The organism is Streptococcus sp. HMSC062D07, from assembly GCF_001814215.1.
GTDB lineage: Bacteria > Bacillota > Bacilli > Lactobacillales > Streptococcaceae > Streptococcus > Streptococcus infantis_I.
Genome location: NZ_KV815326.1, coordinates 172080 through 197283, shown reverse-complemented (window position 1 = coordinate 197283; position 25204 = coordinate 172080). Strand labels below are relative to the sequence as shown.

The window sequence follows — 25204 nt, the reverse complement described above, 5'->3', positions numbered from 1 at the left end:
GGTATAATAATTAGAAAGGAGTTTTACATGCAAGAATTTTTTAAAAGTTATTTTAATAAGCTAGATTTAACAACGGTATTTGAGAATCTTTTAACGAAAGTGATTTCTCTTTTAATTTTATTTGTGCTATTTTACATAGCTAAACAGCTTCTCCATGCAGCTGTCAAGAGAATTGTGAAGCCTTCACTTAAGTATTCAAAACGTGATGCAGGACGACAAAAGACAATCTCGCGTTTATTAGAAAATATTTTTAATTACACCCTTTATTTCTTTTTAGTTTACTGCATTTTGTCTATCCTAGGACTACCTGTATCCAGTTTACTAGCTGGTGCTGGGATTGCTGGGGTTGCAATTGGTATGGGGGCGCAGGGCTTCTTATCAGATGTTATCAATGGCTTCTTTATTCTCTTTGAACGCCAGTTGGATGTAGGGGATGAAGTTGTTCTGACAAATGGTCCCATTACTGTATCGGGAAAAGTAGTTAGTGTCGGCATTCGAACCACTCAACTAAGAGGTGAAGACCAGGCTCTCCACTTTGTTCCCAACCGTAATATTACTGTGGTTAGTAATTTTTCAAGAGATGAACAGAACTGAAATTTTACTTGATTTATGGTACAATAGAGGGAGTTTGACAGAGGAGAAATGATGGTTTTAGATAAACAATTAGGAAATGGTTGTACCTGGATAAATCTTGATATCGAAAAAATTAAAAATCTTGAAGATTTATCTGAAATCTATGGTTTGGATAAGGAAACCATCGAATATGCTCTGGATAGAAATGAAAGAGCCCATATGGATTACAACCGTGAGAATGGGACTGTGACCTTTATTTATAATGTTCTTGACCTAGAAAAAGACAAGGAATACTATGAAGCCATTCCCATGACCTTTATCGTTGAAAAACAACGAATCATCACAATCAGCAATCATAAGAATGCCTATGTGATTGAACGTATGCTAACTTATCTGAAAACTCATGAAATTATTTCGATTTACAAGTTTCTCTTTGCTGGTTTAGAGATTATCAGTAACGCTTATTATCCTGTCATTGAAGAGATGGATAAAAGTAAGGACGTAATTAGTGCCTTGCTACGTCAAACTACAACAAAGAAAAATCTCTTCGCCCTCTCTGACTTGGAGACTGGTATGGTTTACTTGACAGCAGCAGCAAAACAAAATCGACTCCTCTTGGAACATATCCAGGGCCATGCTCTTTATCGGAAATTTAATGATGTCGAACGAGAGCAGTTTGATGATGCGATGATTGAAGCCCATCAGTTGGTGTCTATGACAGACTTGATTTCTCAAGTCTTGCAACAACTCTCAGCTTCTTACAACAACATCCTAAACAACAACCTGAATGATAGTTTGACAATTTTGACTATTATCTCCGTCTTACTAGCAGTACTTGCGGTTATTACAGGTTTCTTCGGAATGAATGTTCCTCTACCATTTACAGAAGAGCCAAATGCTTGGATTTATATCTTAATGACTAGCTTGATTTTATGGGCGGCCTTATCTCAATGGCTGAAGAAAATTACTAGAAAATAAAAGAAAAGGAACCAAAATGGTGATTGAAAACTACATGCCAGACTTTGCTGTAGAAGCAGTTTATGATTTGACAGTCCAAAGCCTGAAAAACCAAGGGATCAAAGCTGTTTTGGTGGATTTGGACAATACTCTGATTGCTTGGAATAACCCTGACGGGACTCCAGAGATGAAACGATGGTTGCATGACCTTCGTGACGCAGGGATTCGCATTATTGTAGTCTCAAATAATTCTAAAAAACGTGTCCAACGAGCAGTTGAAAAATTTGGGATTGATTATGTCTACTGGGCTTTGAAGCCTTTTACTTTCGGGATTGATCGTGCTATGAAGGAATTCCACTATGAGAAAAACGAAGTGGTCATGGTTGGGGATCAACTCATGACGGATATTCGAGCTGCTCACCGAGCAGGGATTCGTTCGATTTTGGTCAAACCCTTGGTCCAGCATGACTCTATCAAAACGAAGATTAACCGTGCTCGTGAGCGCCGTGTCATGAAACAAATCACTGAAAAGTACGGGCCTATCACATATAAAAAAGGAATCTAACTATGGAAGAAATTCTCTGTATTGGCTGTGGAGCAACCATTCAGACGACAGATAAGACCGGTCTAGGCTTTACGCCTCAGTCAGCACTCGAAAAAGGTTTGGAAACTGGTGAAGTTTATTGCCAACGTTGTTTCCGTCTTCGTCATTACAATGAAATCACAGATGTGCAGTTGACGGATGATGATTTTCTAAAACTCTTGCACGAGGTGGGAGACAGTGATGCCTTGGTGGTCAATGTTATTGATATCTTTGACTTTAATGGCTCTGTTATCCCAGGATTGCCTCGTTTTGTATCAGGCAATGATGTTCTCTTGGTTGGAAATAAAAAAGACATCCTACCTAAGTCTGTTAAACCAGGTAAGATTAGTCAATGGCTCATGGAACGTGCCCACGAAGAAGGTCTACGTCCTGTTGACGTCGTTCTGACTTCAGCCCAAAACAAGCATGCTATCAAGGAAGTCATTGATAAAATTGAGCACTACCGTAAGGGTCGTGACGTCTATGTAGTTGGGGTTACCAACGTTGGGAAATCAACTCTTATCAATGCTATTATCCAGGAAATTACGGGTGACCAGAACATCATCACAACTTCACGCTTCCCAGGAACAACCTTGGATAAGATTGAAATTCCGCTCGATGATGGTTCTTATATCTACGATACGCCTGGAATTATCCATCGTCATCAGATGGCCCACTACTTGACGGCTAAAAACCTCAAGTATGTCAGCCCTAAAAAGGAAATCAAACCTAAAACTTACCAGCTCAATCCTGAACAAACTCTCTTTTTAGGAGGTTTGGGACGCTTTGACTTCATCGCAGGAGAGAAGCAAGGCTTCACAGCTTTCTTTGACAATGAACTCAAACTTCATCGTACCAAGCTTGAAGGAGCGAGTGCCTTTTACGACAAGCACCTTGGAACCCTCCTTACACCACCAAATAGCAAGGAAAAAGAAGATTTTCCCAAACTGGTCCAACATGTCTTTACTATCAAAGATAAGACAGACCTCGTTATCTCAGGACTAGGCTGGATCCGTGTAACAGGAACTGCCAAAGTCGCCGTCTGGGCACCAGAAGGCGTCGCAGTCGTCACACGAAAAGCAATTATTTAAACACAGAAAGGAAAGAGTTATCTTTATAAAGGCGAGCATTGCGAGCCCCTAGAAGATACTTTTCGCCGTGGTGTTAGTTGGTACAAGTGATTGTACCAACTGAGGAAAATTTGAGACTTTAGGCTCAAATTTTAGTCATGAAAGTCCAGAGGACTTTGCTGACGTCCGTCACCACTTCAGAAAAGTATAAAAAGAAACTCTTTTAAATGAATTATGTCATTAACATCAAAACAACGTGCCTTCCTCAACAGCCAGGCACACACCCTCAAACCCATTATTCAAATCGGGAAAAATGGACTCAACGACCAAATCAAAACCAGCGTTCGTCAGGCACTTGACGCCCGCGAATTGATCAAGGTTACTCTCTTGCAAAACACAGATGAAAACATCCACGAAGTAGCTGAAATCTTGGAAGAAGAAATCGGTGTGGATACAGTACAAAAAATTGGTCGTATCTTGATTTTGTATAAACAATCAAGCAAGAAAGAAAATCGCAAGATTTCTAAAAGAGTCAAAGAAATCTAAGCATATACTCCCAAACTGTTTTTACAGAAGACTAAAGGAGATTAGCCTATGGCAATCGAATTATTAACTCCCTTTACAAAAGTGGAGTTAGAGCCAGAAATCAAGGATAAAAAACGTAAGCAAGTTGGAATCTTAGGGGGAAATTTTAACCCTGTTCACAATGCCCACCTTATCGTCGCAGACCAAGTGCGCCAACAGTTGGGATTGGATCAAGTGCTGCTTATGCCTGAATACCAACCACCTCACGTAGACAAAAAGGAAACCATTTCTGAACACCACCGCCTCAAGATGCTTGAATTGGCAATTGACGGAATCGAAGGTTTAGCTATTGAGACCATCGAGCTGGAGCGTAAGGGTATTTCCTATACCTACGACACCATGAAGATTTTGACAGAGAAGAATCCAGATACAGATTATTACTTTATCATCGGTGCTGACATGGTAGACTATCTGCCTAAGTGGTACAGAATTGATGAATTGGTCGACCTCGTTCAGTTTGTAGGAGTTCAACGACCACGCTACAAGGCTGGGACTTCTTATCCAGTCATTTGGGTAGATGTGCCTCTTATGGATATTTCATCCAGTATGGTACGTGATTTTATCGCCCAAGGACGAACACCTAACTTTCTCCTACCCAAACCAGTGCTAGACTATATCGAGAAAGAAGGTCTCTACTAATGGCATATCAAGACTACATCAACTGTTCCCGAGAGGAATTGTTGGGGAAAATGGCAGAGCTTCTACCCGAGAAACGCCTAACCCATTGTTTGGGTGTAGAGCGTGCAGCCATAGAATTGGCTCAGCGCTTTGGTGTGGATGTTGAGAAAGCTGGTCTTGCAGGTCTCCTTCATGACTATGCTAAAAAGTTGTCAGATCAGGAATTCCTAGACTTGATTGACCGTTATCAGCTAGACCCTGACCTCAAAAACTGGAGCAATAATGTCTGGCATGGTATGGTCGGCATTTACAAAATCAAGGAAGATTTGAACTTGCAAAAACCTGAAATCCTGCGAGCTATTGAAATCCATACGGTCGGTGCTGGCCAGATGACGGACCTTGATAAGGTCATCTACGTCGCAGACTATATCGAGCACAATCGTGCCTTTCCAGGGGTGGACCAGGCACGTGAGATTGCTGAGCTATCGCTCAATAAGGCTGTGGCCTACGAAACAGCTCGTACTGTAGAGCATTTAGCTCGCCAGGGATTTCCCATCTATCCCCAAACCCTTGAAACCTATAACGCCTATGTGCACTATTTGAAAGAGAATTAAATGAAGACGGCTTTTATCATTATTGATGTACAAAATATTTTAGTGGAAACAGGTTTTAAGACAGATAGTCTATTGGAAAAGATTTCTTATTTACAAAACCAAGCTAGAAGTAAGAATATCGAAATTATCTATGTTCAACATATTGAGAACCCTGAAGCCCAAACATCAGAAGATTGGCAGTTATCTGAGCTTTTAAGTCGAAAACCTGATGAAAAGGTCTTTCAGAAGAAGTATAATAGTATTTTCAAAGAAACTGGTTTAAGAGAATACTTGGATAAACAGGGAATTGAAAAATTAGTTTTATGTGGTATGCAGACTGAATATTGTGTGGATACCTCTGTCAAGGTTGCTTTTGAATATGGCTATCAGCTTATTATTCCAGAAGGAACTTGCACAACGTTTGATGGGGATGACATTCCAGCAGAAACGATAAATGAATTTTATGAGGGCATTTGGGAGGGGCGCTTTGCAGATGTCCTAGATTGTAAAAATATTTTTTAAAAGAGGATTAAATGAAGGAAAAAGAATTACTAGAACTAGTCGTGAAAGCGGCTGATGAGAAACGTGCTGAGGATATCCTCGCACTTGATGTACAAGAATTAACTAGTGTGACAGACTACTTTGTTATCACTAGCTCTATGAATAGCCGTCAGTTAGATGCTATCGCTGAAAATATCCGTGAAAAAGTAGCTCAAGCAGGCTTTAAAGGTAGTCATGTTGAAGGTGATGCAACTGGAGGCTGGGTCTTACTCGACCTCGGTGGTGTAGTAGTGCATATCTTCTCAGAAGAAATGCGTGCTCACTATAACCTAGAAAAACTATGGCATGAGGCTGCCTCTGTAGACCTCTCAGAAACTTTATAGTCTTTTCCTTTATCTTTTATTACGGCGTTAACTCATTTTGCCTAACTCTAGTTATGCCTGCAATTCGTTGCCTAGTACTAAAAGCAAACGAAAAGACTATAGCGTTACAATTGAACTCAGTTGCAGTCAACTGGGTTTTATTTGCTTATTTTAGAAAAATTGATTGAAAGGTAAGAGCGTCGTGTTTTGTTCATCTCGAAACTAAACACGAGCTAAAAGCTGCGAGAAAAAGATAAACTTCCTTTGTATCTGACGATACAGCAGAAAGTTTCCTATTTTCTCCTTGCTTTTAACGCTCTTTGTATCTTAATTATGGCTACTTATGAAACTTTTGCGGCTGTTTACGATGCAGTCATGGATGATAGTTTATACGACAAGTGGACGGACTTTTCCCTCCGTCATCTACCTAAGACTAAGGAGAGAAAGAGACTCTTGGAATTGGCTTGTGGGACAGGAATTCAGTCTGTCCGCTTTTCGCAGGCTGGTTTTGATGTAACTGGACTGGACTTGAGCGCGGATATGTTGAAGATTGCCGAAAAGAGAGCTACTTCAGCCAAGCAAAAGATTGATTTTATTGAAGGCAATATGTTGGACCTGTCCAAGGCAGGTAAATACGACTTTGTGACTTGCTATTCGGACTCTATCTGCTATATGCAGGACGAGGTGGAAGTAGGGGATGTCTTTAAGGAGGTCTATAATGCCCTCAATGAGGACGGAGTCTTTATCTTTGATGTGCATTCGACCTACCAGACTGATGAGGTTTTCCCAGGTTATTCTTATCATGAAAATGCGGAAGATTTTGCCATGCTCTGGGATACCTATGAGGATGCAGCACCACATTCCATCGTGCATGAACTGACTTTCTTTATCAAAGAAGCGGACGGTTCCTTTAGTCGTCATGATGAAGTCCATGAGGAGCGTACATACGAAGTTTTGACCTATGACATTTTGTTGGAACAAGCTGGTTTTAAGTCCTTTAAACTTTTTGCGGACTTTGAGGACAAGGAGCCAACAGAGACTAGTACCCGTTGGTTTTTCGTCGCACAGAAGTAGGAGATGGATATGGTTCGATCAAAATATTCTTGGGAAGAAGTTTCGCAGTTTAATCGTATCCGTCAAAATGGAACGCTTTGGGAAAAAGATGGGCAATACTTCTATGTTCAGGAAGAAGGAACCGTGTTTTCAGAGTTAGTCGTTTACGATATGTCTAAGAAGCTTTTTGATATGTTAGTAAATGGAATAAAATCAGAGGATGATATCCGACATATGCTGATGTATGGAACATGGCCAATGACGGTTGCTGGATGCCATAGACCAACTATGTTGATAGCTTATCCTGAGTTACAAAAAAATTATAGCAACGAACAACTGGCAGAAATCCTTCCAGTAGGAGAAAAACAATGGCTTAACTGGAGAGGAAGATTGCCTGAGCGGTATCGTAGATTTCGTCATTAGAAAGGGAGAACATCATGACTATCACAGGTATTATTGCGGAGTTCAATCCTTTTCATAATGGCCATAAATACCTGCTGGAACAGGTAGATGGCCTGAAAATTGTGGCTATGTCTGGGAATTTTATGCAACGGGGAGAGCCTGCGATTGTGGACAAGTGGACACGGGCTCAAATGGCGCTAGAAAATGGGGCGGATTTGGTCGTAGAATTACCCTTTTTAGTCAGTGTCCAAGCAGCGGATTTCTTCGGTCAAGGTGCTGTAGATATCTTGGCTCGTTTGGGGATTGAGACCCTTGCCTTTGGGACAGAAGAAGTTCTGGATTACCAGCAAATTGCTGATTTATACGCAGAACGTGGTCAAGAGATGGAATTCTTCATGGAAAACTTACCTGATTCTCTTTCTTACCCTCAGAAAACCCAAGCTATGTGGAAGGAATTTGCAGGTCTTGATTTTTCAGGCAATACACCCAATCATGTCCTTGCTCTCGCCTATGCCAAGGCGGTTGCTGGACGTAACATTAAGCTTCATCCAATAAAGCGTCAGGGAGCGGGTTACCATTCTGTGGACAAGGATGTGGACTTTGCCTCAGCGACAGCTCTTCGTCAGCATCAAAATGATCAAAATTTCTTAGAACGTTTTATGCCTTCGGTTGCTCTTTTTGAAAATGCTAGTAAGGTAAACTGGGATAACTATTTTCCCTTGCTTCGCTATCAAATCTTGTCAAACCCTGACTTAACCACTATCTATCAGGTCAATCAAGAAATGGCTGTTCGTATCAAGGATGCCATCAAGACAGCCCAGACTGTGGAAGAATTGGTCGAGGCAGTTTCCACCAAACGGTACACAAAAGCGCGTGTGCGACGCCTCTTGACTTATATCTTGGTGCAAGCCAGAGAAAGTGACCTGCCAGAAGCCATTCACGTCCTCGGTTTTACCGAAAAAGGCAGACAATACCTTAAAAATCTTAAGGAGCAGGTTAATCTAGTTAGCCGAATCGGTAAAGAACCCTGGGATGCTATGACTCAAAAGGCAGACCAAATTTATCAACTGGGACACCCAAGCATCGCAGAACAAAATTTTGGTCGAGTGCCAATCAGAATCGAATCAAACTAAGTCTACTGAAAGGTAGGCTTTTTACTTATTTTTTTGTAAAAAATTCTATAAAAAATTGGGTTCGTTAAAGAAGCCTATTTTACTGGGGAAAATAACAATTTCAACTCAAAAAATGACCAAAATATCTTCCATTTAAGGTTTGTTAAAAATATTTTTTTGTGGTAAAATGTATAAGAATGCATGTCATTCAGATAAACAAATAAATTGAGGTAAAAACATGGAAATTATGACAATTGTTATAGTTGTTTTTGCCGTCATCATTGGTTTAGTCATTGGATATGTCAGCATCTCAGTCAAGATGAAATCATCACAAGAGGCTGCAGAGTTGATGCTTTTAAATGCTGAACAAGAAGCAACTAATTTACGAGGACAAGCTGAGCGCGAAGCGGATTTATTACTCAATGAAGCTAAGAGCGAAAGCAAATCCCTTAAAAAAGAAGCACTATTGGAGGCTAAAGAGGAAGCCAGAAAATACCGCGAAGAAGTGGACGCTGAATTTAAGTCGGAGCGTCAAGAACTCAAGCAAATCGAAAGTCGTTTGACGGAGAGAGCTACGAGCCTTGACCGTAAAGACGATAATTTGACGAACAAAGAAAAAACACTTGAACAAAAAGAACAAAGTATTTCTGATAGAGCAAAAAACCTTGATGCACGTGAAGAGCAACTAGAGGAAATTGAAAAGCAAAAGCAAGCTGAACTAGAGCGTGTCGGAAGTCTGACACAGTCAGAGGCAAAAGATATTATCTTAGCCCAAACAGAGGAAGACTTGACCAAGGAAATTGCTAGCCGCATTCGTGAGGCGGAGCAAGAAGTCAAGGAACGTTCAGATAAGCTTGCTAAGGATATCCTGTCCCAAGCCATGCAGAGAATTGCTGGTGAGTATGTAGCTGAGTCTACCAACTCGACAGTTCATCTGCCTGATGATACCATGAAAGGTCGTATCATTGGTCGTGAAGGTCGCAATATCCGTACCTTTGAAAGTTTGACAGGGGTTGATGTCATCATTGATGATACGCCAGAAGTGGTAACCTTGTCAGGTTTTGATCCTATCCGCCGTGAGATTGCCCGTATGACGATGGAAACCTTACTTAAGGATGGACGTATTCACCCAGCTCGTATCGAAGAGTTGGTTGAGAAAAACCGTCAAGAAATTGATAACAGAATTCGTGAATATGGTGAAGCTGCAGCCTATGAAATCGGTGCACCAAACCTTCACCCAGACTTGATGAAGATCATGGGTCGCTTGCAGTTCCGTACTTCATACGGACAAAATGTCTTGCGTCACTCAATTGAAGTGGCTAAGTTAGCTGGTATCATGGCTAGCGAACTTGGTGAAAATGCAGCCCTTGCCCGTCGTGCAGGATTCCTTCACGATATTGGTAAAGCCATTGACCGTGAGGTAGAAGGTAGCCACGTTGAGATTGGTACTGAATTAGCTCGCAAGTACAAAGAACATCCAGTTGTGATTAACACGATTGCTAGTCACCACGGAGATGTAGAGCCTGAAAGTGTGATTGCAGTTCTCGTTGCTGCAGCGGACGCCTTGAGCGCAGCCCGTCCAGGAGCTCGTAGCGAATCACTTGAAAGCTACATCAAACGTCTCCATGATTTAGAAGAAATCGCTAATAGCTTTGAAGGAGTTCAAAATAGCTTTGCCCTTCAAGCAGGTCGTGAAATCCGCATCATGGTAAATCCAGGTCAAATCAAGGACGACAAGGTCACAATCTTAGCTCACAAAGTTCGTGAGAAAATCGAAAGCAGCCTAGATTACCCAGGAAATATCAAGGTAACCGTGATTCGTGAACTTCGTGCAGTTGATTATGCAAAATAAATAAGAAAGAGCAGTTGAAAAATTACTGCTTTTTTGTTACACTAGATAGAAAGATTGTAGTAAGCAGAAATGCCTTCACAAAGAGAATTCTGAATGAATTTTCAAGTCATTTCACAAACTATCCAAAGGAGACATCATGGCAGACCGTGGCTTACTAATCGTTTTTTCAGGTCCTTCTGGAGTCGGAAAAGGAACGGTTAGACGAGAAATTTTTGAGAGTTCTGAAAATCAATTCCAATATTCTGTATCTATGACAACACGGGCGCAACGTCCAGGTGAAGTAGACGGAGTTGACTATTTCTTCCGTACACGTGAAGAATTTGAAGAATTGATCCGTCAAGGACAGATGTTAGAGTATGCAGAGTATGTGGGTAACTACTATGGAACTCCTCTGACTTATGTTAATGAAACGCTTGATAAAGGAATCGATGTCTTTCTTGAAATTGAAGTGCAGGGAGCTCTTCAGGTTAAGAAAAAAGTTCCAGATGCTGTCTTTATCTTTTTGACACCACCAGATTTGGAAGAATTGCAAGATCGTCTCGTTGGTCGTGGTACAGATAGCGCAGAAGTGATTGCCCAACGTATCGAAAAAGCCAAAGAAGAAATTGCTTTGATGCGTGAGTATGACTATGCTATTGTCAATGACCATGTTCCTCTTGCTGCAGAACGTGTCAAACGTGTAATTGAAGCTGAACATTTCCGTGTCGATCGTGTCATCGGTCACTATCAGGATATGCTACCAAAGTCTCCGACTATTCGATAAACTATAGAAAACAGGTACAAACAAATGATGCTTAAACCCTCTATCGATACCTTGCTTGATAAGGTACCATCAAAATATTCACTCGTAATCTTGGAAGCAAAACGTGCTCACGAATTAGAAGCTGGAGCAACTCCAACACAAGAATTCAAATCTGTAAAATCTACACTTCGTGCCTTGGAAGAGATTGAATCTGGGAATGTAACCATCCACCCAGATCCAGAAGGAAAACGCGAAGCTGTTCGTCGTCGTATTGAAGAAGAAAGACGCTTGAGAGAAGAAGAAGAAAAGAAAATCAAAGAGCAAATCGCAAAAGAAAAAGAAGAAGGTGAAAAAATTTAAGGTTGGGGGGACTCAATCTTATTTTTTCTATTGCAAGAATACTCAATCAATTGAAACGATTTAAGAAGAGAAGGAGGTGAGGAAATGACTATTGCAAAAATCATTGTAGATGTTCCTTTGATGCAGACGGACCAGCCCTATAGCTACAAGATTCCAGAGGAATTTGAAGGGATGCTGGAAGTCGGCATGCGAGTCCACGTTCCATTTGGAAAGGCCAATCGCTTGATTCAAGGGATAGTTCTTGGAATTGAACAAGAAAATGATGCGGAAGTGGCAGACGATGACTTGAAAGAGATTGCCGAAGTGCTGGATTTTTCTCCTGTCTTAACGGAGGAACAACTCTGGCTAGCTGAAGAGCTACGTAAGTCAGTTTTTTCCTATAAAATTTCGATTTTAAAAGCTATGCTTCCTGGGTTTTTGAACTCTAGCTATGATAAGATCCTCTATCCTCTGGAAGGCTTGAGTCAAGAAGACAGACATCGTTTGTTTGGTTCGCAGGAGTCTTTAGCATTTTCATCTCTCGACCTAGAAAAGCAATCTGAGATGATGCGTTTGACCCGAAAAGGGCTCTTGAAGCTAGAGTATCAGGCTGTAGACCAGAAGAAAGTTAAGACGCAGTCTTGGGTTGAAGTGAATCTTGACAAATTAGAAAAACTAGAAATCTCAAAGCGTGCCAAGAAGAAATTGGAGTTGCGAGATTATTTATTCAAACATCCTGAAACAGTTCCTTTGGCTGATTTGTTAGAACATTACTCACGCGAACAAGTTAACTTCTTTGTGGAACATGGTGCTGTTACCATCGCTCAAAAGGAAGTCCAACGTTCAGCTGCCTACTTTGAAGGAATTGAATCCAGCCAATCTTTAGAGTTAAATCCAGAACAAAAAGAAGCCTGTGAGGCGGTTGTTGGAGCGATTGGGAAAGAACATCCTCCATTTCTTCTACAAGGAATCACAGGAAGTGGGAAAACGGAGGTTTACTTGCAGATTATCCAAGGAGCCTTGGATATGGGGAAAACAGCTATCGTTTTAGTCCCAGAAATCTCTTTGACACCTCAAATGACAGAGCGTTTCATTGCTCGTTTTGGTGATAAAGTAGCCATTCTCCATTCAGGTTTGTCCAATGGTGAAAAGTACGACGAATGGCGCAAGGTGGAGCGAGGAGAAGCCCAGGTAGTTGTTGGTGCTAGGTCTGCCATTTTTGCACCTTTGAAAAATCTAGGGGTAATCATTATCGATGAGGAGCACGAGGCCAGCTATAAGCAAGATAGCAATCCACGTTATCATGCTAGGGATGTGGCTATTTTACGTGCTCAATACAATCAAGCTGCCTTAGTTCTTGGTTCTGCAACGCCAAGTTTAGAAAGTCGTGCGCGCGCTGGTAAGGGTGTCTATCAACATCTACGTCTGACTCAACGGGCCAATCCTTTAGCAAGTATTCCTGAGGTTCAACTGATTGATTTCCGTGACTATATCGGGCAGAATGAAACATCAAACTTTACACCACCACTGATTGAGGCTATTCAAGATCGACAGGATAAAAAAGAGCAGGTTGTTCTCATGCTCAATCGTCGTGGTTATTCTAGTTTTGTCATGTGCCGGGAATGTGGGACTGTGGATACCTGTCCCAACTGCGATATTTCCTTGACGCTGCATATGGATACTAAGACTATGAACTGTCATTATTGTGGATTTTCTAAGGAAATTCCTCATGTCTGTCCAAACTGTCAGAGTCGTAGTATTCGATACTATGGAACGGGAACTCAAAAGGCCTATGATGAGCTAGCAGAACTCTTTCCAGAGGCACGCATTCTACGCATGGATGTGGATACAACTCGTAAAAAGGGTAGTCACCAAGCTTTACTTGAACAATTTGGCAATGGTGAAGCGGACATATTGCTAGGAACCCAGATGATTGCCAAGGGCTTGGATTTTCCAAATGTGACCTTGGTTGGTGTTCTCAATGCGGATACGGCTTTGAACTTACCTGATTTTCGTTCTTCTGAGAGAACCTTCCAACTCTTGACCCAGGTGGCAGGTCGCGCCGGTCGTGCTGAAAAGGCAGGTCAGGTCTTGATTCAGTCCTATAATCCTCAGCATTATGCCATTCGTTTTGCCAAGGATCAGGATTACGAAGGTTTTTATGCCTATGAAATGGGCATCAGACGTCAGTTGGGTTATCCACCTTATTATTTTACTATTGGAATCACCTTATCTCATAAAAAAGAAGAAGAGGTTCTTAGACGTGCTTATCAAGTCATGGAGATTTTGCGGTCAGGTTTATCGGATGCTAGTGTAATTCTAGGTCCGACGCCAAAACCCATCGCTCGTACTCATAACCTCTACCACTACCAAATTTTGATTAAATACCGTTTAGAAGATGAGTTGGCTTCTACCCTTAATCAGGTCTTAGCCCTAACTCAAGAACGTGAAAATAGCGAACTTCGTCTCAGTATTGACCACGAACCGCAACAATTTTTATAGAAGGAGAAAAGATGACAAAACTAATCTTTATGGGAACTCCCAATTTTTCAGCAACTGTTTTAAAGGGGCTTTTGTCAGATGACCGCTACGAGATTGTAGCGGTTGTAACTCAGCCAGATCGTGCTGTCGGCCGTAAAAAAGTTATCCAGGAAACCCCAGTCAAACAAGCTGCCAAAGAGGCAGGTCTGCCCATCTACCAACCAGAAAAATTATCAGGTAGTCCAGAGATGGAAGCTATCATGAATTTGGGAGCTGACGGGATTGTAACTGCAGCTTTTGGGCAGTTTCTCCCAAGTAAACTCCTTGATAGCATGAATTTTGCAGTCAACGTTCACGCCTCCCTCCTTCCCAAACACCGTGGTGGAGCTCCTATCCATTATGCCTTGATTCAAGGTGATGAGGAGGCAGGAGTAACCATTATGGAAATGGTCAAGGAAATGGATGCAGGGGACATGATTTCCCGTCGCAGTATTCCCATTACTGATGAGGACAATGTAGGAACTTTGTTTGAAAAATTGGCCATTGTTGGGCGTGATTTGCTTTTGGATACTCTACCTGCTTATATAGCTGGTGAAATTCAGCCTCAACCACAAGACCCAAGCCAAGTAACTTTCTCACCAAATATCAAACCTGAGGAGGAAAAACTGGACTGGAACAAGACCAACCGTCAACTTTTCAACCAAATCCGTGGGATGAATCCATGGCCAGTTGCTCATACCTTCCTCAAGGGAGAACGCTTCAAAATCTATGAAGCTTTGCCTGTAGAAGGTCAGGGGAATCCGGGTGAGATACTCTCCATCGGTAAGAAAGAATTGATTGTCGCAACGGCAGAAGGAGCTCTATCTCTCAAACAGGTTCAACCAGCAGGAAAACCTAAAATGGACATTGCTTCCTTCCTTAACGGTGTTGGACGAAGTTTGGCTGTAGGAGAACGATTTGGTGACTAAAGTAGAAACGGCTAGAAACTTAGCCTTAAAGGTGCTAGAGGATGTCTTTGTCAATCAAGCCTACTCCAATATCGCCTTAAATAAACACCTCAAGGGAAGTCAACTGTCAGCAACTGACAAAGGTTTGGTGACAGAGCTTGTTTATGGAACCGTAGCTCGTAAACTAACTTTAGAATGGTATTTGTCTCACTTTATTGAGGATAGAGACAAGCTAGACAGCTGGCTCTATGTTTTGCTTCTCATGAGCGTCTATCAACTCCAATATTTGGATAAGCTTCCTGATCATGCAGTGGTCAATGAAGCGGTAGAAATTGCAAAACTTCGTAAAAAAGGTAGCGAAAAACTGGTCAATGCAGTCCTTCGCCGTATCTTGCGTGAGAGCTTGCCAGATATTGCCAGTATCAAGCGTAAGAACAAGCGTGATTCTATCGCCTACTCTTTGCCAGTGTGGTTAGTTTCTAAGCTCAAGGAAGAGTATGGAGAAGAGCGAGCGCAAGCGATTTTTGAAAGTCTATTAAAACGTAATAAAGCCAGTATCCGGGTGACAGATTTGAGCCGAAAAGAGGAAATTAAAGCTCTGCTTGATGCAAGTGATTCTGCTTTATCAGCTTCTGGTCTGGTCAAAGAACAGGGGCATTTTGCGGGTCATGACTTGTTTGCTGAAGGGGCTATTACTATCCAGGATGAGTCTAGTCAACTGGTTGCTCCAACTCTTGATTTACAAGGAGAGGAGCAGGTTTTGGATGCTTGTGCAGCTCCAGGTGGGAAAACAGCCCATATGGCATCTTATCTCACGACAGGTCAGGTAACAGCTCTGGATCTCTACGACCACAAACTCACTTTGATTCAAGAGAATGCCCAGCGTTTAGGTGTAGCAGACCGTGTTCAAACACAAAAATTGGATGCCCGAAAGGTTCACGAGTTTTTTGGTAAGAATCAATTTGATAAGATTCTTGTTGATGCCCCTTGCTCAGGGATTGGTCTATTACGTCGAAAACCAGATATCAAATACAACAAAGACACTGCTGACTTCGCGTCATTACAGGAAATTCAGTTGGAAATATTAGGTAGTGTTTGTCAAACGCTACGTAAAGGTGGTATAATAACTTATAGTACCTGCACTATTGTCTCTGAGGAGAACTTTCAAGTGGTTCAAGCATTTTTAGAAAGTCATCCAGAGTTCGAGCAGGTTAAACTAGAACACGAATGCAAGGATATCCTAAAAGATGGCTGCATCCTCATTACTCCTGAATTGTATGGAAGTGATGGATTCTTTATTAGCCAATTTCGTAAGATATCCAATTAGGAAGGAACTGACACAATGGAGATTTCATTATTAACAGATGTGGGTCAGAAACGTACAAATAATCAAGACTATGTCAATCTTTTTGTCAACCGTGCCGGTCGCACGATGATTATCTTGGCTGACGGGATGGGAGGACACCGCGCAGGTAATATTGCCAGTGAGATGGCAGTTACGGACTTAGGTGTTGCCTGGGTAGATACTCAGATTGATACCGTTAATGAAGTTCGTGAATGGTTTGCAGAACATCTAGAGATTGAAAATCAAAAGATTTACCAATTAGGTCGAGATGAAGCATATAAGGGAATGGGTACAACTCTAGAAGCCCTTGCAATCATTGATAACCAAGCCATCTATGCTCATATTGGCGATTCTCGTATCGGCTTGGTTCGTGGAGAAGAGTACCACCAATTAACGAGTGATCATTCATTAGTCAATGAGTTGCTCAAGGCAGGTCAATTAACACCTGAAGAAGCTGAAGCGCATCCACAAAAAAATATCATCACCCAGTCTATTGGACAAAAAGATGAGATTCAACCTGATTTAGGGATTGTAAGCTTGGAACCTGGTGACTATATCGTTATGAACAGTGATGGTCTCACGAATATGATTTCAGGAAGTGAAATCTATGACATCGTGACAAGTGATATTTCACTTGAAGACAAGGCGGCAACCTTAGTACGTTTTGCAAACAATGCCGGAGGGCTTGATAACATTACTGTTGCCTTGATTGCGATTGAGGAGGAATCAAAATGATCCAGATCGGCAAGATATTTGCCGGACGATATCGGATTATCAAACAAATTGGCCGTGGTGGGATGGCAGATGTCTACCTGGCCAAAGATTTGATTCTGGATGGGGAAGAGGTAGCGGTGAAGGTTCTGAGGACCAACTACCAAACGGACCCAATCGCTGTTGCACGTTTTCAGCGTGAAGCACGTGCGATGGCGGACCTAGATCATCCTCATATCGTTCGAATTACGGATATCGGTGAAGAAGACGGTCAACAATATCTAGCTATGGAATATGTAGCTGGGCTTGACCTCAAACGTTATATCAAAGAACACTACCCTCTATCAAACGAGGAAGCTGTTCGTATCATGGGTCAAATTCTCTTGGCTATGCGTTTGGCGCATGCAAAGGGGATTATTCACCGTGATTTAAAACCTCAAAATATACTCTTGACTCCTGATGGAACTGCAAAAGTTACTGACTTTGGGATTGCAGTGGCCTTTGCAGAAACCAGTTTGACACAGACCAACTCCATGTTGGGTTCTGTTCACTATCTATCACCTGAGCAGGCGCGTGGTTCTAAGGCGACCATACAGAGTGATATTTATGCAATGGGAATTATTTTCTTCGAAATGTTGACAGGCCATATTCCTTATGATGGAGATAGTGCTGTTACCATTGCACTTCAGCATTTCCAAAAACCGCTTCCTTCTGTCATTGCAGAAAACCCGTCAGTGCCACAATCCTTGGAAAACGTAGTTATAAAAGCGACAGCTAAAAAGTTGACAGACCGTTATCAAACTGTCTCAGAGATGTATGTTGACTTATTGAGCAGTCTTTCTTATAACCGTCGAAATGAACCAAAGCTGGTATTTGAAGATACAAGTAAAGTTGACACAAAAACCTTACCGAAAATTTCACAGTCTACTTTAACAGCGATTCCTAAAGTGCAACCAAAGGAAGAAAGTCCTCAGAGCCAAAAGCCGACTCAAAAGGCAACTAGTAAAGAAACTGTTGCAAAACCAGTCAAGAAACGTCGTTTTAAAGCGAGGTATTTGGTGCTTTTAGCTAGCTTTATACTTGTTTTGGCTTCTCTCTTTTGGATAGTATCCAAAACACCAGCAACTGTTGAAATTCCAAATGTTGTAGGACAAACTGTAGCAGAAGCTAAGGAAAAACTTAAAAAAGCTAATTTTGAAATTGGCGAGGAAAAGTCTGAAGCTAGTGATACAGTAGAAGAAGGCCGAGTGATTCGAACGGATCCAGATGCCGGTTCGTCTCGTAAAGAAGGTACTAAAGTTAATCTCATTATCTCTTCAGGTCAGCAATCGTTTAAGATTGGAAATTATATTGGACGCAAATCTACGGACGTCATTGCAGAGTTGAAAGGGAAAAAAGTTCCTGAAAATCTCATCAAGGTTGTAGAAGAAGAATCAAGTGAAACAGAGGCAGGACTTGTTATGAGACAGAGTCTGCCAGAAGGAACCACTTATGATCTTAGTAAGGCGACAGAGATTACCTTGACAGTAGCCAAGAAGGTAACTAGCGTTCCTATGCCAAGTTATATTGGATCAAGTCTTGAATTTACTAAGAATAACTTGATTCAGATAGTTGGTGTAAAAGAAGCTAATATTGAAGTGGTAGAGGTCTCTACAGCTCCAGAAGGAACTGCTGAGGAAACTGTTGTCAGTCAGAGTCCAAAACCAGGTGAAGGTGTAGATTTGAATACAACTCGTATCAAGATTTCTATCTATAAACCGAAAACAACTACAACAACAAATCCATCACAAGGGAACCCTTATCGTGGAGAAACATCTCCACAGATTAGAGAACCACAGACTAATCAAACTACCACAACTTCAGATATCCATCAAGGTGAGAACTAATCAATCTTTGTCACAGTTTTTGTGGCAAAGATTTTTTTTCCTTAAAATTTATGATAAAATAAAAGGAGTTTAAAAAGGAGGGGAGCATGGACGAATCAAAAAAACTGAATGCAGTCATTGATGTCATTATGTTAGCAGGTACAATTCTGCTTCGTAATGGTTCTGAAATCTATCGTGTCGAAGACACCATGATTCGAATTGCTCATTCACAAGGCATCATAGATTGTAATGTTTTGGCCATGCCTGCAGCTATTTTTTTCTCCATTGAAAATACAAATATCTCTCGAATGAAACGAGTAACCTCCTCTGCCTATAATATTGAGAAGGTGTGTGATGTCAACCAGATTTCACGGCAACTTGTATCGGGACAGCTTGATTTGGAGACAGCCTTTATCCAATTAAAGGAATTGAATGCCAAGGCATCTCCCTACACCAATGTTCAGCTAACTGCTGCAGCGACCCTTAGTGCTCCCTTCTTCTCTATCATGTTCGGGGGGAATGTCTACGATGCCATTGGTGCAGGAGTAGCAACCATATTTGCTTTCACCTTTTCTCTTTACGTAGAAAAATTTATTCGTATTCCCTTTATGACAGCTTTTGCAGGTGCTCTTGTTTTTGGTTTGATTGCACAATTTTGGGCTCGCTATTCTGGCTTTCCTTCGACAGCCGATTTGGTCATTGCAGGTGCGGTCATGCCATTTGTACCGGGAATTGCTCTGACCAATGCTGTTAGAGATATTATGACCAATCACATTAACTCTGGTATGAGCAAGATGTTTGAATCCTTGCTGGTTACCCTTGCTTTAGGGGCAGGCACCTCTGTCGCCCTCGTACTCATGAACTAATATGACTCTAACAACATTTTTATTGCAGGCTCTAGCTAGTCTGCTAGCTATTATCACTTTTTTAATCGTTTTAAATGTCCAGCGTTCCATGCTCATTCCTGGTGGAGTTTTGGGGATGTCTATCTGGTTGCTCTATCTGCTACTTAAGGAACCAACCAATGTCATTTTAGCAACCTTTATTGCTGCGGTGATTGGTTCGTGTATCAGCCAGATTATGAGTATTATCTACAAAACACCAGCCGTAGTTTTTGCTTTAGCCATCTTGGCTCCACTAGTTCCAGGTTACCTATCCTATCGAACAACTTCCTTCTTCGTTACAGGTGATTACGGCCATGCCATTTCTAGTGCCATGTTAGTCATGATGTTGGCTCTCGTTATTTCCATTGGAATGGCCAGTGGAACAGTTTTGTTGAAATTGTATCATTATCTCAAAAAGAATCGAGCTAACTAAGACTCGATTTTTTATGGCCCTAAAGTTCTGTTTGTTGGACTAGCCTAAAAATGAGATAAACTTTTAAAAATGAACTTGATTTGGTGAATCAAGTCTTTTTTCGCTCATTTGACCTCAATTGTGATAAAATAGAGGTGAACGAATTTTTACAATGAATGATAAAAATAGAGGTAAATATGACAATCGGTATTGATAAGATTGGTTTTGCGACCAGTCAATACGTTTTGAAATTACAAGATTTGGCAGAAACCCGAGGAATTGATCCTGAAAAATTGAGTAAAGGACTCCTTTTAAAAGAATTGAGTATCGCTCCTTTAACAGAAGATATTGTTACCTTGGCTGCTAGTGCAGGAAATTCTATCCTGACTGAAGAAGATAAGCATGAGATTGATATGGTTATCGTGGCGACAGAGTCTGGGATTGACCAGAGTAAAGCTGCAGCTGTCTTTGTACACGGCTTGCTTGGAATTCAACCTTTTGCTCGTAGTTTTGAAATCAAGGAAGCTTGCTATGGTGCAACTGCGGCTCTCCACTATGCTAAGTTACATGTAGAAAATTCTCCTAAATCAAAGGTTTTGGTGCTAGCTAGTGATATTGCCAGATATGGTGTTGAAACTCCTGGAGAACCAACTCAAGGTGCAGGATGTGTTGCTATGTTGATTAGCCAAAATCCACGTGTGATGATTTTCAACAATGATAATGTTGCGCAGACTCGTGATATCATGGACTTTTGGCGTCCAAATTATTCGACAACACCATTTGTAAATGGGGTTTATTCGACGCAACAATATCTTGATAGCTTAAAAACGACTTGGGAAGAGTACCAAAAGCGTTATGACTGTAACTTGGACGATTTTAAGGCTGTATGTTTCCACTTGCCTTATCCGAAGCTAGCTCTCAAGGGTTTGAAGAAAATTCTTGACAAGTCCTTGCCTCAAGAGAAGAAGGACTTGCTTCAAAAGCACTTTGATGAATCTATTATTTATAGCCAAAAAGTTGGGAACATTTATACAGGTTCACTTTTCTTAGGTCTCTTGTCTCTTCTTGAAAATTCTGATAGCCTGAAAGCTGGAGATAAGATTGCCCTCTATAGCTATGGTAGTGGTGCTGTATCTGAGTTCTTTAGTGTGGAATTGGTTGAAGGCTATGAACAGCAATTGCAGCATAATCGCTTAGAGTTGCTAGACCAACGTCAAGCATTGAGCGTAGCTGATTATGAACGAATGTTCTTTGAGGAAGCCCAATTAGATGAGTCTGGATCTGCAACGATGTCAGGTTATGAAGGGCAAGACTATGCCCTTGTTGAGATTGTAGACCACCAACGTCGCTACAGCAAGGTTGAAAAATAATGAAAAAAAATTGGAATGGATTTGCTAAAAAATCAATTCAAGAGCGCCTAGAGCTTGTTAAGTTTCAGGCGCTTACTTCTATCGAAGTCCAAGAAAGTCTTGAGCAAAATGAAAATCTTAGTCTAGCAGTAGCGGACCAATTGAGTGAAAATGTAGTAGGAACCTTCTCACTTCCATACTCAATCGTTCCAGAAGTTCTGGTAAATGGTCAAGAATACACAGTTCCCTATGTAACCGAAGAACCATCTGTAGTTGCTGCAGCCAGTTTTGCCAGTAAGATTATCAAACGTGCTGGAGGTTTTACAGCTCAAGTTCATCAACGACAAATGATAGGTCAGGTTGCTCTTTATCAGGTTCCGGATAGAGAGCGAGCTTACCAGGCTATTCTGAGTCAAAAAGCAGAACTGCTAGAACTAGCAAATCAAGCCTATCCTTCTATTGTCAAACGGGGTGGCGGTGCTCGTGATTTAAAGGTTGAGAAAATTTCTGGTGAGACGGACTTTTTAGTAGTCTATCTCCATGTAGATACTCAGGAAGCCATGGGCGCCAATATGCTCAATACCATGCTTGAGGCCCTAAAACCTAGTCTAGAAGCCCTTAGTCATGGGCAAAGTTTAATGGGAATCTTATCCAACTATGCAACTGATTCATTGGTAACTGCGACTTGCCGCATCGCCTTTCGTTATTTGAGTCGCCAAAAAGATGAAGCGCGTGAACTGGCAGAAAAAATGGTATTAGCCAGTCAGTTTGCCCAAGCAGATCCTTATCGAGCAGCCACTCACAATAAGGGAATCTTTAATGGTATTGATGCTTTCTTGATTGCTACTGGAAATGATTGGCGTGCTATAGAAGCGGGAGCGCATGCCTATGCGAGCCATGATGGCGCCTATCGAGGGCTCAGTCGTTGGAGGATAGATCTGGAAACTGAAGAGCTAATTGGGGAAATGACCATGCCGATGCCAGTTGCCACAAAGGGTGGTTCTATTGGTCTTAATCCTCGTGTAGTTCTCAGCCATGAGCTGCTAGGTCATCCATCTGCTAAAGAATTGGCTCAAATTATCGTTTCGATTGGTCTTGCGCAGAATTTTGCAGCCCTTAAGGCTCTTGTCAGCACAGGGATTCAGCATGGCCACATGAAACTTCAGGCAAAATCGTTAGCGCTTCTAGCAGGTGCGACTGGGGCAGAAGTACCTAAGTTGGTAGAAAGCTTGATTGCTGAAAAAACTTTTAATCTAGAAAAAGCACAAACTCTTTTGAAAAACTTAAGATCATAAGAAAAACTCAGACGAACCTAGTCTGAGTTTTTTGTGCTTAAATACTTTTACCTGGTAAGAGACTAACTGGTAAAAAATAACCAGTCGTGGCAACTTCTTTGCCCTCGATTTTTTGAAGGAGTAAATCAACTGTCAGGCGAGCAATTTCTTCTAAAGGTTGTTTAATGGTAGTAAGGTGAGGATAGAAATTCTCGATAAAATAAGTTCCATCGTAGCCAATAACCTTAAGTTGTTCTGGAACAGAAATACCAAGTTCCTGAGCAATCTTCATCACCAAGATGGCTGTCAAATCATCCGATGCGAAAATAGCATCTGGTTTTTGTTTGGTTAGGATAGTTTTGATTTCCATTTCCTTGCGGAGGGGTGAAAAATCACTGGAAATATTGATAATGGGAGCTTTAGGGAAGATAGAAGCAAAGCCTGCATGCCGAAGTCCAGTTGGTGAGTTGGAGTTGTCATTACCTGTAATCATAATAACAGACTTAGCTCCAGTTTTCTCTAAAGTTTGAGCTGCAAGAACTCCACCAGCATAGTTATCAGAGGAAACGACAGGAATGTCCGGTGATAGGTTTCGGTCAAAAGAAATGATAGGAGCAGTAACGCGATTGTAATCTTCAATTCCCAAGTTATGGCTACCAGATATAATGCCATCCACTTGGTTTGCTTCCAACATTTCGATGTATTCACGTTCCTTCTCAGAATCGTGCTCGCTATTACAAATAATAGTCTTGTAGCCTTTTTTGAAGAGTTCGTGCTCCAATTTGTCAATCAATTCAGCATAGAAAACATGGCTGATTTTTGGGAAAATCAAACCGATTAACTTGGCTGATTTTCCTTGAAGACTTCGAGCTAAGTTATTAGGTTTATAGCCCAGCTCACGCATAGCCTCATTGACCTTTTGAATGGTTTTTTCTGAAAGATACCCCTTTTTGTTGATGACACGTGAAACAGTAGTAGGGCTGACGCCAGCTAATTTTGCGACATCAGTTAGTTTTGCGACCATATTCTAATTCGTAGTATGTTCCAGTTGGGTTTCCAGATTTAATGAGAATTCCATTTTGATCTGCATGCGGGAATACACGACCAGAAAATACTTTTTCTCCTTTATTAATGAAAATTTCAAAGACTGAATTATCGATGAAGATATTTACGGTAGTAGCTTGATTATCAATTGGACATGAGCGAGTAGTTCCAAATTCTTGAGCGTATTGCTCACCTGCTTGACTGCGGTCGACGGTTACTTGACCATTGACAAGGTCAAAATTGATAGAGAGTCCCTTGCCATCCTTATCAGCAAGAAGGATGATTTCACTTTGGCTATTAGCCTCTAAGTTTAGTTCAAGTTCGTAGGTGTTCTTAGTTTCAGAACGATTTGAAAATTCCTCTTTTGAAGCACGGAGGTCCTTGATGGCTGCTACAGGATACTGATAGAGTTTTCCATCTTTAATAGTTAATTCTTTGACCAATGAGAAAGTTCCTTGGTGATTAAAGCGATCAGATGGATAAGAAACATCTGGTAAACCAAGCCAACTTACTGCTAAGGCACGTCCATCAGGAGCGTTGAAGGCCTGAGTAGCATATGCTTCGAAACCATAGTCTAGATTGTGTAGTTCAGACACATCTACCATACGTGCATTTTCAGGATCGAAGGAAGCACCAATTTTATACATATTTGGATAGATATTGTCATAGTCAAAAACTTTTTTATCCAAACCTTGTGGACAGTAGAGAAGGACAGGTTGTTCTCCGACAAAGACAAGATTTGGGCACTCCATCATATAGGCAGTACGGTCATTGTTGAAGTCCAAATCACCAACTTCTTTCCAGTTTGTATAATCATTATCGACAGCTTTGTAGAGACGGACAAATCCTTTTTTCTCCAAATCTTGACCACCAACGATAGCATAGTATTGTCCTTTAAAGTTAAAAATCTGTGGATCGCGAAAGTGGTCGGTAGCGTCAGAAGGTTTATCAATCAAGACCTTATCAATCTTTTCAATCTTACCGTCCTTATCCATTAAGGCACCAATCTGATAAGGGTGACGCACCCAGTTTTCATCACGGACATTTCCTGTATAGAATAGGAACAATTGATCACCAAACTGCATAGCAGATCCAGAGTAAGCGCCGTGGCTATCAAGTGGAGTATCAGGTAAGATTTTTACACCTGTTTCAGTAAAGTGAACCAAGTCGTCGCTTTCAAGCTGAACCCAAGATTTCAAACCGTGAGCTGCACCAAAGGGGAAGTTTTGGTAAAAGACAACCCACTTGCCATCAAAGTAAGAGAAACCGTTTGGGTCGTTAAGGAGTCCTTCCTTTGGTTCAATGTGATAGCTGACATGCCATGGGGATTGTGCCATCTTTTCTTGGATTTCTTTTCTTTCTTCTTGTGTCCAATCTTCATAACGTCTGTAACGACGTTCAGTAGTCCATTCCATTTATATTCCCTCCATAAATTCTACTATCTTTATAGTAAACGTTTCCTTTTAAAAAAGCAAGTCTTTTATCATAAAATTAAGAAAAAAATGTCAAACGATTGACAGAAACGGATTGAAGGATTTTATGAAAATAAA

26 protein-coding genes are annotated in these 25204 nt (G+C 41.3%); 24 read left to right on the top strand and 2 right to left on the bottom strand.

Annotated elements, in window-relative coordinates; all coding sequences use genetic code 11:
- Positions 1 to 27 precede the first annotated feature (27 nt).
- From HMPREF2957_RS04120 to HMPREF2957_RS04005, 24 genes are all read left to right on the top strand, one after another.
- Positions 28 to 594, top strand: coding sequence for a mechanosensitive ion channel family protein (locus tag HMPREF2957_RS04120; RefSeq protein ID WP_070677707.1), 567 nt, complete (start codon positions 28 to 30; stop codon positions 592 to 594).
- A gap of 51 nt (positions 595 to 645) precedes the next feature.
- A complete protein-coding gene (locus HMPREF2957_RS04115) occupies positions 646 to 1551 on the top strand; it encodes a magnesium transporter CorA family protein (protein ID WP_070677705.1) in 906 nt (301 codons plus the stop codon).
- Positions 1552 to 1567: 16 nt separating this feature from the next.
- Positions 1568 to 2095: a YqeG family HAD IIIA-type phosphatase gene (locus tag HMPREF2957_RS04110; RefSeq protein ID WP_070677703.1), complete on the top strand. Its 528-nt coding sequence runs from the start codon at positions 1568 to 1570 to the stop codon at positions 2093 to 2095.
- A gap of 2 nt (positions 2096 to 2097) precedes the next feature.
- Positions 2098 to 3204 carry a ribosome biogenesis GTPase YqeH gene (yqeH, locus tag HMPREF2957_RS04105; protein WP_070677699.1) on the top strand — a complete coding sequence of 369 codons (1107 nt, stop codon included), beginning with the start codon at positions 2098 to 2100 and terminating at the stop codon, positions 3202 to 3204.
- 213 nt (positions 3205 to 3417) lie between these two features.
- Entirely contained in the window at positions 3418 to 3729 is a 312-nt protein-coding gene (gene yhbY, locus HMPREF2957_RS04100) for a ribosome assembly RNA-binding protein YhbY (RefSeq protein WP_004251407.1), read from the top strand.
- A gap of 48 nt (positions 3730 to 3777) precedes the next feature.
- Positions 3778 to 4407: a nicotinate-nucleotide adenylyltransferase gene (locus tag HMPREF2957_RS04095; RefSeq protein WP_004251404.1), complete on the top strand. Its 630-nt coding sequence runs from the start codon at positions 3778 to 3780 to the stop codon at positions 4405 to 4407.
- Positions 4407 to 5000 (top strand): bis(5'-nucleosyl)-tetraphosphatase (symmetrical) YqeK, encoded by a 594-nt coding sequence (yqeK, locus tag HMPREF2957_RS04090; RefSeq protein ID WP_070677697.1) that lies wholly within the window; start codon positions 4407 to 4409, stop codon positions 4998 to 5000. Before HMPREF2957_RS04095 ends, yqeK begins: the two co-directional genes overlap by 1 nt.
- Positions 5001 to 5501, top strand: a complete 501-nt coding sequence (locus HMPREF2957_RS04085; protein ID WP_070677695.1) for a cysteine hydrolase family protein — start codon at positions 5001 to 5003, stop codon at positions 5499 to 5501. It abuts the gene before it with no gap.
- 11 nt (positions 5502 to 5512) lie between these two features.
- Positions 5513 to 5863: a ribosome silencing factor gene (gene rsfS, locus HMPREF2957_RS04080; RefSeq protein ID WP_070677693.1), complete on the top strand. Its 351-nt coding sequence runs from the start codon at positions 5513 to 5515 to the stop codon at positions 5861 to 5863.
- A gap of 312 nt (positions 5864 to 6175) precedes the next feature.
- Entirely contained in the window at positions 6176 to 6916 is a 741-nt protein-coding gene (locus HMPREF2957_RS04075) for a class I SAM-dependent DNA methyltransferase (RefSeq protein WP_070677776.1), read from the top strand.
- Positions 6917 to 6925: 9 nt separating this feature from the next.
- Entirely contained in the window at positions 6926 to 7318 is a 393-nt protein-coding gene (locus HMPREF2957_RS04070) for a hypothetical protein (RefSeq protein ID WP_006153606.1), read from the top strand.
- Positions 7319 to 7332: 14 nt separating this feature from the next.
- A complete protein-coding gene (locus HMPREF2957_RS04065) occupies positions 7333 to 8430 on the top strand; it encodes a nucleotidyltransferase (RefSeq protein WP_070677691.1) in 1098 nt (365 codons plus the stop codon).
- 217 nt (positions 8431 to 8647) lie between these two features.
- Positions 8648 to 10261: a ribonuclease Y gene (locus HMPREF2957_RS04060; protein WP_070677689.1), complete on the top strand. Its 1614-nt coding sequence runs from the start codon at positions 8648 to 8650 to the stop codon at positions 10259 to 10261.
- 136 nt (positions 10262 to 10397) lie between these two features.
- Positions 10398 to 11024 (top strand): guanylate kinase, encoded by a 627-nt coding sequence (gene gmk / locus HMPREF2957_RS04055; RefSeq protein WP_000775049.1) that lies wholly within the window; start codon positions 10398 to 10400, stop codon positions 11022 to 11024.
- A gap of 24 nt (positions 11025 to 11048) precedes the next feature.
- Entirely contained in the window at positions 11049 to 11363 is a 315-nt protein-coding gene (gene rpoZ, locus HMPREF2957_RS04050; RefSeq protein WP_070677687.1) for a DNA-directed RNA polymerase subunit omega, read from the top strand.
- An 84-nt stretch (positions 11364 to 11447) separates the two neighbouring features.
- Positions 11448 to 13844, top strand: coding sequence for a primosomal protein N' (locus tag HMPREF2957_RS04045; RefSeq protein WP_070677685.1), 2397 nt, complete (start codon positions 11448 to 11450; stop codon positions 13842 to 13844).
- A gap of 11 nt (positions 13845 to 13855) precedes the next feature.
- Positions 13856 to 14791 carry a methionyl-tRNA formyltransferase gene (gene fmt / locus HMPREF2957_RS04040; protein WP_070677683.1) on the top strand — a complete coding sequence of 312 codons (936 nt, stop codon included), beginning with the start codon at positions 13856 to 13858 and terminating at the stop codon, positions 14789 to 14791.
- Entirely contained in the window at positions 14784 to 16097 is a 1314-nt protein-coding gene (rsmB, locus tag HMPREF2957_RS04035; RefSeq protein WP_070677774.1) for a 16S rRNA (cytosine(967)-C(5))-methyltransferase RsmB, read from the top strand. The genes fmt and rsmB overlap by 8 nt, the downstream gene beginning before the upstream one ends.
- Positions 16098 to 16112: 15 nt before the next feature.
- On the top strand, positions 16113 to 16850 hold the full coding sequence (locus tag HMPREF2957_RS04030) for a Stp1/IreP family PP2C-type Ser/Thr phosphatase (RefSeq protein ID WP_036759242.1): 738 nt from the start codon (positions 16113 to 16115) through the stop codon (positions 16848 to 16850).
- The gene (gene pknB / locus HMPREF2957_RS04025; protein WP_004251381.1) at positions 16847 to 18712 is read left to right on the top strand and encodes a Stk1 family PASTA domain-containing Ser/Thr kinase; all 1866 of its coding nucleotides are present in this window, start codon (positions 16847 to 16849) and stop codon (positions 18710 to 18712) included. Before HMPREF2957_RS04030 ends, pknB begins: the two co-directional genes overlap by 4 nt.
- An 86-nt stretch (positions 18713 to 18798) precedes the next feature.
- Complete coding sequence (locus HMPREF2957_RS04020; RefSeq protein ID WP_004251380.1) at positions 18799 to 19557, top strand: threonine/serine exporter family protein; 759 nt, start codon at positions 18799 to 18801, stop codon at positions 19555 to 19557.
- Position 19558: 1 nt separating this feature from the next.
- Complete coding sequence (locus tag HMPREF2957_RS04015; RefSeq protein WP_070677681.1) at positions 19559 to 20008, top strand: threonine/serine exporter family protein; 450 nt, start codon at positions 19559 to 19561, stop codon at positions 20006 to 20008.
- A 176-nt stretch (positions 20009 to 20184) separates the two neighbouring features.
- Positions 20185 to 21357 carry a hydroxymethylglutaryl-CoA synthase gene (locus HMPREF2957_RS04010; protein ID WP_070677678.1) on the top strand — a complete coding sequence of 391 codons (1173 nt, stop codon included), beginning with the start codon at positions 20185 to 20187 and terminating at the stop codon, positions 21355 to 21357.
- A complete protein-coding gene (locus HMPREF2957_RS04005) occupies positions 21357 to 22631 on the top strand; it encodes a hydroxymethylglutaryl-CoA reductase, degradative (RefSeq protein WP_070677676.1) in 1275 nt (424 codons plus the stop codon). The genes HMPREF2957_RS04010 and HMPREF2957_RS04005 overlap by 1 nt, the downstream gene beginning before the upstream one ends.
- 37 nt (positions 22632 to 22668) lie before the next feature.
- Here the strand turns inward: HMPREF2957_RS04005 and HMPREF2957_RS04000 are convergent, their stop codons facing one another.
- Together HMPREF2957_RS04000 and HMPREF2957_RS03995 are read right to left on the bottom strand one after the other, a co-directional pair.
- Positions 22669 to 23634: a LacI family DNA-binding transcriptional regulator gene (locus HMPREF2957_RS04000; RefSeq protein WP_070677674.1), complete on the bottom strand. Its 966-nt coding sequence runs from the start codon at positions 23632 to 23634 to the stop codon at positions 22669 to 22671.
- Positions 23615 to 25069, bottom strand: a complete 1455-nt coding sequence (locus HMPREF2957_RS03995; RefSeq protein WP_070677672.1) for a sucrose-6-phosphate hydrolase — start codon at positions 25067 to 25069, stop codon at positions 23615 to 23617. The genes HMPREF2957_RS04000 and HMPREF2957_RS03995 overlap by 20 nt, the downstream gene beginning before the upstream one ends.
- Positions 25070 to 25204: the final 135 nt, after the last annotated feature.